This is a genomic window from Micromonospora sp. NPDC049275, assembly GCF_043197115.1.
GTDB lineage: Bacteria > Actinomycetota > Actinomycetes > Mycobacteriales > Micromonosporaceae > Micromonospora.
Window position 1 is genome coordinate 244,895 of the sequence record NZ_JBICSN010000006.1, and the last position, 12,926, is coordinate 257,820.

Consider the following 12,926-nt stretch of genomic DNA (forward strand, 5'->3'; position numbering starts at 1 on the left):
ACTTCTGCCCCACCGGACCCGAGGACGGCCGGCCGAGGCGGGCAGGCTACCGGCCCGCACCGACTGGGTCGGGGCCGGTCGGCGGGTCGCCACCCCGGCGATGTTTCCCGGGTCGGCGGCGGCTCATCGGCTCCGATCTGGTCGACGACCGGAAGTGGAGCGAGAACGCGGCCTCGACTGGCGTGGCACGGAATGGTGGCGTCCACGGCTCTGCAGGTGCCCCCGCTGGTGCCGTCTGGCTCCGGCGTTCTTAGGTCAGCGCGAACGCGATGAGAGCAGCCACCACCAGGATCGCCGCAATGACGTTGAACACCATGACGGTGGAATAACCGGTCGAGGTTTGCTTCCCCGGTTCACCAAGGGAACCTCGAGCGAAGGTCACTGTCGGCGCCATGTACTCCAGCGCCAGGTTTTGCCCGTTGTCAATGGTGAAGTTGCGACGGGCCCGGCCGGCACGCCGAGGGACCGCGTAGGGCACCCAGACATCGAGCCGGTGGTCACCAGGCGTGACCGGAATCCGATGGGCGCCCCAGCCGGTCGACTTGACATCAACACCGTCGAGCTGAATTCGAGGCTTGGCGGCTTGGTAGAGGAAAGTGCCTGCCGGGTGGCGCAACGTCACTGTCAGCATGCTCTGGTCGGACGGTCGTCCCACATTTTCCTCCTGGTGGGCTGAGAGCGGATCCTGCCCGACCGCGCTGACGGTCAGGCAGGATCCGCTCGCAAACAACTGCGTTACGGGTTACCGCCGCGGAAGCGACAATACCGAGGTGCGCCAAGGGCCGCTCGGGTCAAGTAAACCAGGGCCACCACACCGCTGCCGACTGCAACCAGCAAGCCCAACTTACTGATGAGCAGCACGCCGACCTCGAGCCACCCGTTGGTAGGTCTGCCGTAGGTGCAGTCGGTGAGGCCACTTTCGTCGCGGCAACCCTCGCGAAGTTCAAGCGGCCTGCCCTGGTCCTCTGGAGTAACGACGGAACTCTCGATCCGGGCCTTCCGGGCTGCGCCGTCCATTGCCGTCACCGTCGCGTCGCACTCCCACCAATAACCGAAGCCCCTCGAACTGATCGGACCAACCCGCTGGCAACCGTCAACGACAACAATCACCGGGTGTTCTCCTGGCCCGTGAAAAACCGCGCCGGTGCCTGGGAAAAGGCTGGCCACGGTCATTCCAGTGAGAAAGCTCACAATTCCGGCCAAGGCAAGCAGAGCAGCGACTCCGACGCAGCGTAGGCGATACCCGGCTGGACCCAAGCTCTCCCAGAGCCGCATCTCACGGTCCCGGATGTCAGGGTTCATGGGGCCGAAGCCGGGTTTCGCCTGACTCACGAAAACCAACCGCCAACATTTCCGCCGCCCCCGTTGATGTAGTTCTGGGGCTGGAATGGGTTGTAGTTCGCAACATCATTGAGACTGCCCGGCATAAGCCCCGCCACCATTCCCCCACCGATGGCCTCGGGCGAATAGCTGGCGTTGATGACATCCCTCGTGATGTTGTATGCGGTGCCTCTGACACCTGACCTGCTGATCTCTCTGCCAATGTCCGACACTGAGGATTTGACGAAGGTGTCGAGATTGTTCATTGGGCTACCGCCGATGCGCTTGCTCAACGCCGCTGGTAGCCCCCGGCCAAACGCCTCCATAGTATCGATTTGACCCCAAGCCGTTTTCATGCCGGCCCCTCCAGCCTTGAAGAAGCCACCGGCACCGGCACCGAGCACGCCGCCCGCAGCACCGAACAGGGCCCCCTGCGCGGTGTAGTTGACCAAGCCAAGGCCACACATTGACTGATCTCCACCCTCACACTTCAGAGCTCCGGCGGTCAGGTTCGTCACCGCCCCACCGAGCGCGCCACACGCTATCGCGCCGGCACCACCGGTGACGACCGTGCAGGTGACCCCAACGACCACACCCGCAACCGCTCCCGTTATATCGGCGTGGTCGACAGCCCAGTTACACATGGTGCTGAGGAAGCCGCCGCCGCACCGCTGCGGCTTCGGCTGCGGCTTCGGCTTCGGGGCCTGCCGCGGTGGGGGAACGTACGTCCCGCGCTTCAACTTGGTGCTTCCCAGCTTGTTCTTCTTGCCATAGGCCACGTTGCTGGTCGAGCCACATCCGCCCGGACAGCCCTTTTTGACGTCGTAGCCATAGCAGTCGAAGTACTTGCAGTCGTCAGGGATCAAGCCGGTGGGGTCGCTGGATGTCACCGGGGTGTTGTTGGCGTAGGAGTAGCCGTTCCACTGCTGCGGCTGGGCTGCATCCAGTAGGGGGTCTGCCGAAAGAAAACGGCCGAGCGTGGGGTCGTAGGAGCGGGCGCCGACGGTGGTGAGCCCGGTCGGACTCATCGGTTTGTTGAGGAAGCCGTGGTTGTCAGGGGCCGTAACGGCGGCACCTCGGGGTGCGCCGTAGGGGGTGTACTGCCGCCATGTGGGGTTCTGGGCGGTGCTGTCGAGGTAGAGGGATGGGGTGCCCTGGTGGTCGGCGATGGCGAAGGAGTACGCCGTGCCGCTGCCGGTACGAATGCAGCTACCGCCGCCGGGTAGGGCGTAGTAGCGGCTGCCGCCGACGACGCTGGTGCTGGTGTTGAGGGTGAGCTGTTGTCCCGGAAGGTAGAGAGTGTTCTTGCCGGGTTCCCTCTGAAGCAGCAAGGCACCGTCGGCGTCGTAGATGAAGGAGTTGGTCCCGCTGGTGCCGCCGGTGACCGTGCCGAGTTTGCCGGCGTCGTCCCAGGTGAGGGTCTGGTTGCCCTGGGCGGCGTTGCGGCCGGTGGTGTTGCCGGCGTTGTCGTAGGTGTACGACGTGGTGCCAGTGGTTCCGCCGGTCGTGGTGGTGGAGGTCAGGGTGTGCGGCTTGTTCTGACCGTTGCCGTTGTAGGCGTAGGTGGTCTTGGTGTCGTTGCCGCCGGTCAGATTGTGTTCGGTCTGCTGGGTGCGGTTGCCGATCAGGTCGATCTGCCAGCTGGTCCAGTAGGCGCTACCCGCGCCGATGGTGTTGCCCACCATGGACTTGTTGGTGTCGGTGGGCGTGGCGGCGCAGGCGTCGGTGCCCGTCCAGGCTTCGGTGAGCCGGGCCAGGCCGTCGTAGCCGTAGCACTGCGTCTCCGCCGGGGTCGTGGCACCCAACCGCTTGCTGATCTTGCGGGTGATGTTCCCGGCCAGGTCGTACCTGTACTCCTGCTCGTCCACGTTCGTCGGCGTGCCGGTGGCGCGCGTGACGAGCTGGTTCGTCAGCCGGCTGGTGTGCGGGTCGTAGGTGTTGGTCACGTAGGCCACGTTGGTGCCCGCGCCGAGGGTCTGCTGGTCGACCCGGCCGTAGGCGTCGTAGCTGACCCCGTTGGTGTAGTTGGCCAACCCACCGAGCACGGTGGGCAGGTCCAGGATTGGCGAGTAGCCGTGGATCACCGTCTCCGAGGGCAGGCTGCCCTTGGCCGGGTAGGTGTCCGTCAGCGGCAGGCCCAGCACCGAGGTGTAGGTGTGCCCGAACACGTACGCCCCGCCGAGGGCACCCTCGCTGTCGGGGACGGTGACGGTGACTCCGAGCGAGCTACCGAAGACGTTGAACGCCTTCTGCTGCGTGACATACGCCTGCCCGCCGCGATAGGCGGTGGTGGTGGTCAGCTTCCCGAGCGCGTTGGTGACTCCGGCGACGTTGTTGCTGTTGTCGTACACCCACGCCGCCCGCTGGTTCGCCGACGACTGGTTCGCCACCGTGGACGCGTACTCGCCGGTCTTGCGGTCGAGCGCGTCGTAGGTGAACGACAGGGTCTTGCCGCGCCCGTCGGTGGACTGTTCGAGGTTGCCATTGGCGTCGTAGCTCATGCTGCTGGCGCCGGCATCCGGGTCGGACTTCGCCACGACCTGGCCGAGCAGGTTGTACGTCGAGGTCCACACGTTGTTGCTGGCGTCGGTGAGCGTCGACTGGTTGCCGTGCTCGTCGTAGCCGTACTTGCTGACCGTCGCCGTACCGCCGGTTACGGTGAACGTGCCGGTGAACGTGTCCGACGGAGCGGTCACCGTCGGACGGGCGCTGTACTCCTGCAACTCCTTCTTCCGACCGAGCAGGTCGGTGAGGGTGGCGGAGACGACCCCACCGGTTGGCGGCACGACGGTCGTGCGGTCACCGGCATGCACGGTGGTCGTCGTCGAGACGGTCACACCGTTCTTGGCCGCCGTCACGATGACCGCGCGGCCCAGGCCGTCATAGGTGGTGAACGTCTGGTTCGGCACCTGCTTGCTCAGGTCCGCCGCCGACACCGGCGTGCTGATTGTCGGCAACGACCCGTCGTCCCACCAGCCGTTGTACGACGCGCGGGTCCACCCGTGCGTGTCGTAGAACGTGTCCGTGATCATCCGGCCACCCGCTGGGGTGATCGACTGGGTCTGCCGCGTGCGCAGCAAGGCGTCGTAGATGGTGACGGACTTTTGATAGCCGTTGGAGTTGTTCAGGGTTTCCGCGGTAGTGGCGGACACCCCGGTCTTCGACACCGTGTAGCCGAACTTGTGGTTCGCGCCGACGCTGGTGGCGCGCGAGTTCAGCCACACCGACGTCGCTCGGCCTAGCGCGTCGTACTGCTGGGTGGTGACGATGCTGTTGGCATCGGTGCTGACCAGCGGGATGCCGCGTTTCGTGTCGAGCGTGACGGAGCCACCGTGCTCGGCGGGGTTGGTGGTGGACGTGGCAGTTACCAGCTTGACGGCGTTCATCGTGTAGCCGGTGGCGGTCTTGTTGCCCTTGGCGTCGTACGAGTCGGTGACCCGGCCGTAGCTGTCGTAGGTCGAACGCCCGGTGGTCTGCCAGACGTACGCGCCGGAGGCGTAGTCCTTCGCGGTCTGCGTAACGGTCACATCACCCTTTGACGGCGCCGCCACCTGCGGGAACGTCGTGGAGAAGTCCACCACGTCGTAGAAACTGCGCTCGGCCTTCACCACCTGCGCGGGTCGGTTGACCGTGCCCGGCGCGGTGAGGGTGTTGACGCTGCCCGGCACCGACGCCGGGCTGCCCTGGGTGAAGCCGCCGCAGGCCACCGACACGGTCTCGGTCTGGCTGACCAGCCCGGCGAGGTTCTTGCCGGTGTTCACCGGCGCGTAGGTGTAGGTGGTGCACTGGTTGTACGCCGCGTCGACCGGCACCGTGTAGGTGTAGCTGTTCTTCAGTTCGCCGAACGTGGCGCTGGCGATGTTCGCGTCGTAGCTGCTGTCGGAGGCGGTGGTACGCCAGGTCACCGAGCCGCTGCTGGTCACGGCCTGGCGGGTGTACGTCTTGACCGGTGCCACCCATTGCGCCGTCAACGCCGACAAGCCGGTTCTGCTGCGCGTGGCGGTCGCCCCGGACACCCAGTAGGAGGTGATGGTGGAGGAGTCGACGCGACCGTTCTCGCCGAGGTACTGGGTGGTTTCCAGCTCCTTGCCGGCGAGTTCGTCGACGTCCTCGTGGTTGCCGCCGACCGAGTCGGTCAGGTTCACCACGGTGCTGTTGTTGTTCTTGGACATGCCGCGGTAGTAGACGGTCTCGGCCTGGGTGCGGCGATCGTTGACGCCGTCGCCGGTGAACGTCTGGACCTTGCCGTAGCCGCGGAACTGGCCGTAGCTGCGGTACTTGGTCTTGACGACCTCGTTCTCGTCGTAGTGCCAGGCCGCGCCGTTGAGGTACTTGTAGCTGGTCGACAGGGCCGCCGCGCCACCGGTCGGGTCGGTGGACGTGACCCGGGTGACGGCGTACTTGTTGAACCAGTCCTTGGTCGGGTTCACGTACCCGTCCGGGGTCCAGTAGACCGGGTAGCAGGACTTCGTGTTCGCCGCCGGGTCGGTGGTGACCGGGGCGGTGCAGGGCACCGGCAGTTCGTAGGAAGGCGAGATCACCGAACCGGTCTCGGTGGTGATCGTGGCGATGCGCTGCCGGTAGAACGACGGCAGTCCACCGGTGATGTCGACCCGGTTGGGCAGCTTGATTCCTGTGAACGACACCGACGGCAACGTGATCGCCGCCGTGGAGCCGCCGGCGCTCGTGTCGTGGCCGGTGCGCGCGATCGAGGTCAGCCACAACGTCGGCGACGTGCCGTCACCGGTGGCCGGCATGCTGTGCGAGAGGGCGTAGGAGTCAACCTTCTCGTACTGGCTGGTGGCCATGTTGTACTGCTGCGCCTCGATCGAGGTCAGGCGCCGCGTGGAGAAGAACGCCGGGCTCCAGTCGTCACAGTCGGTTCCCGAGGCGCAGATCAGGTCGAACGGCACGTCCGGCCAGTTCGCCTTGTTCGCCGAGTTCAGCGGCTGGCACGTCCCGGACAGGCAGCGGTCACCGGTGTTGAAGACCACCCGGTCCGGCACCGTGCCGTACGCGCCGCCGTCCGTGAAGCCGTAGTCGATGCGCGCCAGGTTGCTGTCGCGGATGTAGGACACGTCCGTGGCGCCCTTGTTGCGGCCGTAGTAGTTGGTGTCCTGGTCGTAGTAGTAGGCCATCGCGTTGCCGTGGGTGTCGGTGACGTAGTCCAGGTTCCACCGGTACGCCATCGTGCACACCGACGACGAGAACCCCGCCGAGTTGTAGCACGGGTCGCCCGAGTGCGGGGAGTACACCGGGGTGTGATCCACCGACTTCGTCTCCGCCTTGCCCGAGGCCCACCCCGGCAGCCGGTTACGACCGAACTCGTAACTCGTGCCGTCGCGCAGCGTCACCCGCCAGTAGTCGGTGTTGTACGTCCCCGAACCGTTGTTGGCGTTCTCGACGTGGGTGACGACCTCGCCGTTGTCCGACTCCGGCTTCCACACCTTCTTCGTCGCATCCCACACCAGCGCCGTCGACGAACCGTTCAACGACAGCGTCAGCAGCGGTCCGTCGTAGCAGCGGTCCGGTGTCTTCACCGGTGACGCGCTGCCGCCCGGCTCGTCCATGCACGAGGCGAAGGTCTGCTCCACGAACGAGCGCGGCGTCGACCAGCCGTCACCCACCCACGACGCCTGCGCGTTCGTCGACGCCGTCTGCCCGTCCACGCTGCCCGAGTCGTACGACAAGGCCACCGTCGGCACGAGGTCCGACGCCGCCGGCGGCACGGTCACCGGATAGGAGTACGTGAACGAACCCGTGCTACCACCGCCGGTCCAGGAACCCGACGGCTTCAGATCCGTGGCCGCGTACGTGCCGCCCTTGCCGCCCTCCTCGCCGGCCGCTGCCACCGCCGCCAGCACGGTCATGCCACCCGTCGCCCGGGCCTGCGCGTCCGCCGCCAACGGCACCTCGGCCGACACAGTCCGGGCCGCCGCGTCATTCATCGACACCAGGGGGGTCGCCGTCCGACACTCGCTCACCGTCGGCGTCGTCACCGCACAGGCCGGCAACCGCACCAGCCGCAGCCGCGACCCGTAGTTACCGCCGAACGCCTCGGCGAACCCCGCATAGTCCACTCCGACCCGCACCGAGCCCGAGGACACGTCCGGAGAAACCGACAGCAGTACGCCGTCCACCCCGGCCGCCTCAGCGGCGCGACGGTCGGCGACCTTCACCTTCAGGCCGCGCGGACCGGCCCGGCCGGCCTTCTCGGCCACCGGCTGCACCCAAACCGGCATGCCCGCCACACGTGTCTTCGTCGGCGTCGCCGCCCGCGCCCCAGCCGAGACGGCCGCCAGGTCGACCTCCGCCGACGCGGCCTTCGGCCACACCGTCCGCGTCGGCTTGTACGTCGACTTCGCGTCGTCCGGGGGCGTCACGAACTTCGTCGGCAACGGCTTCACACCCTTGACCGACTGCCCCGGCGACGTCGCCGGTGCCTTCGCGATCTCCGGGCCCTTCGGCTTCGCCACCGCAGGCGAACCCGACAACAGGCTGGCTGCGACCGCTGCGGCCGCGACAACCGCGACCAGCCGTCTTGGACGTTTGAGCACGCGGGATCCCCCGTGGACGGCCATGCTGACCTCAACTCTGTGCAGTGAAATGAGAGGCCACGCAGAGTGATCGATCATGCACCCCCGTGGCGCGAACAATGTTTCATGTTCAACCACCCCAAGAGGTCACGAACGGATAACGATGATCAGCTCCCGATGCCATCAAAACCGTCTCACTGAGTGCTAAAAGGACAGCAGTAAGTGACCAGAGACGTTTCTCGGAGGCCGGCGCGACTGCTTCACTGTGGCCGCTCGACCGGATGCGTCCATGCGTTCACGTCACTCACGGGGAGTACCTCACATGATCACCAGACGGCTGCGCCTACGCGCTGTCGCATCGGGTGCGGTGGCCGCTGTCGCCATCGCCGCGGCCACGGTCCCGCTCGCCGCACCGGCCACCGCTGCCGCTCCTGCGACGCCGAAACCGGCCGCTGTCCCGGCCGGACCGCTCGGAGTGGACGCGGCGCTGGCTCAGGCGAAGCGGACCGGCAAGCAGGTCGAGGCCACCGCCGCCGGCACCTCGACGCAGACCCTGAACGCGCTACCCGACGGTCAACTCCTGCTCAGCCAGAGCGTCATGCCCAACCGCAAACGCGTCGGCGACACGTGGAAGCAGCTCGACCCCACCCTGGTCCGGCGGGCCGACGGCGCCATCACGGCGACCACGACGACGCATGACATCACGCTGTCCGGTGGTGGGAGCGGGCCGATGGCACACCTGGTCAGCGGCGACCGATCGCTCACCCTGACCGCCCCCGTCGCCCTGCCCGTGCCTACTCTCGCCGGGCCGACCGCGACGTACTCCAACGTCCTGCCCGGTGTGGACCTGACCGCAACCGTCAACGCCCAAGGCGGCTTCTCGCACGTCTTCGTGGTCAAGGATGCCAAAGCCGCGGCGAACCCGAAGCTGGCCAACCTCGAACTGGCCACCACCGCCACGGGCTTCACCCTCGACGCCGACGCAGCCGGAAACATCAGCGGCCAGGACCGCGCAGGCGATGCGGTCATCACCGCACCCGCACCCACCATGTGGGACTCCTCCGCGAGCACCACCAACGCACCGACCACCCGCAGCGGCGCCGCATCCACGACCGCGGCACCCGGCCGGGCCGCGCGCACCGCGCCGATCAAGGTCGCCATCGCCCACGGCAAACTCGGCCTCACACCCGACCGCACACTGCTCACCGATGCCGCGACCGTCTACCCGGTCTACATCGACCCGAGCTTCAACTGGAGCGCTAGCGGCCCGCGGATGTCCGGCTGGGCCAGCATCTCCTACCAGCACCAGTCGACCAACTACTGGAACAACACCCCCGACCTGATCGGCCGGATGCAGGTCGGCAACTCCGGCGAGCAGCGCTCCCAGACCCTGATCAATTTCCCAGTGCCGTACGGCACCCTCGCGGGCGCGGAGATCGACGACGCCACGTTCAAGATCACTAACACCCGGTCCTGGAATTGTGACAACAAGACGGTCAACGTCTACGCGCCGGCCGCCACGCTGACCAAGTCAAACGCCAGGTGGGACGACTGGGAAGACCAGAGCAACGGTCCCCTCGCAGCGTCCAAGAGCTTCGCCTACGGCTACAGCGGGTGCGCCGCAGCAGGCGTGTCCTTCGACATCACCAGCCAGATCAAGACCGACGTCGCCAACAAGCGAGCCACCCGCACCCTGCGCATGATCGCCGCCAACGAGGCCAGCGACACCCGAAGCTGGAAAGAATTCCTGGAAACCAGCCCGACGCTGGAGATCCGCTACAACCACAAGCCGAACACCCCCACCGGAATGACCACCTCGCCGAAGACCGCCTGCGCGGGTGGCAGCATCGTCGGCGACGCCTCCGTCTCCCTCTACGCCCCGGTCTCCGACCGCAACGGCGGCACCCTCGGCGTCTCCTTCAAGCTCTGGAAGACCGCGGACACCAACCAGGCCGCGCTCGCCGCCTCCAACCCGAGCCTGCTGACGTACCCCTCCGGCTCCACCGGGGTTCTCGTCGTACCGTTGACCACCCTCCGGACCGCAGCCGCCGGCGCCATCACCAGCTTCTCTTGGAAGGTCCAGGCGACCGACTTCCGGACGCCCAGCGACTGGTCGGCGACCTGCACCTTCAAATTTGACCCCACTCGTCCGGGTCAGCCGTCAGTGAGCGACGCGCCCGCGGGGGCCACCGTCGGCCAGCCGGCCACCTTAACCATCACGAAGTCCGAGGGCAGCAGCGGCACCACGCCGAGCGGGTACGTCTCCCAGCTCAACGGCGGTCCGCCGGTCGACATCCCCGCCGACTCGACGGGTGCCGCCACCTTGACGGTGTCACCGACGCGGTTCACCAACACGCTGACCGTCACCAGCGTTTCCGCCGGTGGCAACTTCGGCGACAGCACCAGCATGGTCTTCAACGCGGCTCCCGCCGCCACTGCGCTGGACGGCGACATGACCGGCGACGATGTCGCGGACCTGCTCACCGTCGGCAAGGCGAACAATCTGCCCTCCGGGCTGTGGCTCGCCACCGGCAGGAACGGGACCGGCGTAGAACGGATCACGGCGAACATCGGAGCTCGGGGCAACGGGGTCACCGGCAACGAGGACTCGTCCGACTTCGACGGCGGTCAGGCGATCTCCGGGCACTTCTTCGGAGCCGGGTTCCAGGACGTCCTCGTGTATTACACGTCGGGTGTCAACGCCGGCAACGGAACCGTCCTGCGCGGCAGTGGTGACGGTTCGGTCATCCAGCCGTACAACAACCAGGTAAGCGTCTCCGGTGAACTGCTGGTCGACGGCAACGGCAACGCCCCGCTGCAGTTGGCCAACGCTGGCGATTCCCGAGGCACCGGATCCACCATCCCGGACCTGATCGGCACCAGCGGCGACGCGACGAACGGGTACTTCCTCAACTACTACCCCATGGCCTTCGCGGCCGGCCTCTACTACTACGGCGGCAGCACCACGACGCTGACCCCGGCCGGCGGCGTGGACTGGAACAACTGGACCATCGCCACCGCCCAGGTCAGCGGCGGCACCGCGATGTTCCTCTGGAACAGCAGCACCGGGGCGCTGTACCTCTGGAAGAACCTCGCCTACAACCAGGACACCAACCAGCTCACCTACACGCCGTACACGCTCTCGACCAACTGGAACCGCGGCGCGACGCTGAGCCTGCGGGCCGCCGACATCAACATCGACGGCACCCCCGACCTCTGGACCATCGGTACCGGCGGGGTCGCCACGACCTGGTTGGTCACCGGGATGTCCGCAGGTGCTGGCAGCGTCACCGGGCAGCCGGCCCAGAGCCTCATCACGTCCAATCACGCCTGGCCGCTCGCCGACGCCGAGAGCGGCCCCGTGACGGGGGCCGACGTCGCGAAGGACGCTGTCGGCGCCCTGCACGCCACTGGTTCCGGGAACAGCATGTGGACGGCCGGTGATCTCTTCGACCGGGCTGCCCTGTTCGACGGTACGACCAACAGCGCGCTCGCCACGCCCGGGCCGGCGGTGACCACCAACGCCGACTTCACGGTCTCCGTATGGGCCAAGCCGACCGCCGCCGGCGGCACCGTCTTCTCCCAGGACGCGACGAACACGGCCGGCATCAGAGTCTGGATCGACGCTTCGGACAGAAGTTGGCGGGTCGCAATGTCGCAGAGCGACGTCGCCAACCCGGTCTGGGATGTCGCCACCGCCGGCGCGAACAGTGCCCGACTGGGCGTCTGGACCAGGGTGACGGTCAGCTACGAGAAGGCCAACGGTCGTCTCGGCCTCTACCTCGGCGCATTGAACAAGGGGGTGGTGACTCACTCCGGCAGCTGGAACGCCGCCGGCCCGTTCCGGATGGGCGCGCACCGGACGTCGGCCGCCGGGCACGGCGGCTGGTTCACGGGTCAGCTCAGTGAGTTGCTCGCCTGGAACGCGGTGGTGAGCCCGGTCCAGCCGGTTCCCGCCGGCCCGCGCCGGGACTTCAGCGGAGACGGTTACCCGGACGTCATGGCGCGGTATACGCCCAACAGCGACATCTTTCTCTACCAGGGCAACGGCGCTGGGACCTTCCAGTCCGGCTCGACGACCGTCGGCGCGGCCTGGTCCGCATTTGACACCATCTTCTCGCCGGGCGACTTCAACGGCGACGGCATCACCGACGTGATCGCCCGGCACGCGACCAACAAGGACCTCTACCTCTACCGAGGCAGCGGCACCGGCAGGTTCCTCTCCGGTTCCACCATCATCGACGAAAACTGGGCCGCCTTCGACACGATCTTCTCGCCGGGCGACTTCGACGGCGACGGTAAGACCGACGTGATCGCGCGCAATGCCACCAGCAAGGACCTCTACCTCTACCGGGGCAACGGCACCGGGGGCTTCATCTCCGGTTCCACCATCATCGGCGACAACTGGGCCGCCTTCGACACGATCTTCTCGTCGGGCGACTTCGACGGGGACGGAAAGACTGACGTAATGGCCCGGCACGCGACCAACAAGGACATCTACCTCTACCGCGGCAACGGCACCGGCAGGTTCCACCCCGGCTCGACCGTCATCGGCGACAATTGGGCCGCCCTCGACCGGATCTTTTCGGTCGGAGACTTCAACATGGACGGCAACACCGACGTCATCGCTCGCCACGCGACGACCAAGAATCTCCACCTCTACCAGGGCAACGGGGTAGGACGGTTCAAGTCCGGCTACACCGTCATCGGTGCCAACTGGTCGGCCTTCAACACGATTTTCTGATCGCGAATGGTCCGGTCCGGGCGGTGAGCCCGGGCCGGACCGGCCAGATTTTTTCCACCTCGGCCATGCGCGAATCTGCACGCTTCTCTCACTCGCAGTGAGCGCCTCGGCAAATCCCGGGGCGAAAGCGATGTTGCATGTTCAACCGCCTGGAAAGGTCACGGATCCGTGACGAAGTCCTCGATCTGCGCCCTGAAGCATCTCAGTGAGTTGCAAATGGACCCGTCGTGTTGCTGGGAAGGCATCCCTCAGGCCGGCGTGACTGCTTCACCATGGCCGTCGATCGGACGCGTCTGCCGCGTTCGCGGCACATCACTCAAGGGGAG

Annotated in this window: 4 protein-coding genes; 1 reads left to right on the plus strand and 3 read right to left on the minus strand. The window is 66.8% G+C overall.

Annotated features, from left to right (window positions below):
* Positions 1-250: 250 nt before the first annotated feature.
* The 3 genes from ACGFIE_RS20665 to ACGFIE_RS20675 form a co-directional block, all read right to left on the minus strand.
* Positions 251-622, minus strand: coding sequence for a hypothetical protein (locus ACGFIE_RS20665; protein ID WP_393296782.1), 372 nt, complete (start codon positions 620-622; stop codon positions 251-253).
* Between the two features lie 113 nt (positions 623-735).
* A complete protein-coding gene (locus tag ACGFIE_RS20670) occupies positions 736-1,302 on the minus strand; it encodes a DUF6346 domain-containing protein (RefSeq protein WP_393296998.1) in 567 nt (188 codons plus the stop codon).
* 26 nt (positions 1,303-1,328) lie between these two features.
* The gene (locus tag ACGFIE_RS20675) at positions 1,329-7,796 is read right to left on the minus strand and encodes an RHS repeat-associated core domain-containing protein (protein WP_393296784.1); all 6,468 of its coding nucleotides are present in this window, start codon (positions 7,794-7,796) and stop codon (positions 1,329-1,331) included.
* 382 nt (positions 7,797-8,178) lie between these two features.
* Here ACGFIE_RS20675 and ACGFIE_RS20680 point away from each other — a divergent pair, with 382 nt between their 5' ends.
* Positions 8,179-12,600 carry an FG-GAP-like repeat-containing protein gene (locus tag ACGFIE_RS20680; protein ID WP_393296786.1) on the plus strand — a complete coding sequence of 1,474 codons (4,422 nt, stop codon included), beginning with the start codon at positions 8,179-8,181 and terminating at the stop codon, positions 12,598-12,600.
* The last annotated feature ends 326 nt before the right edge of the window (positions 12,601-12,926 follow it).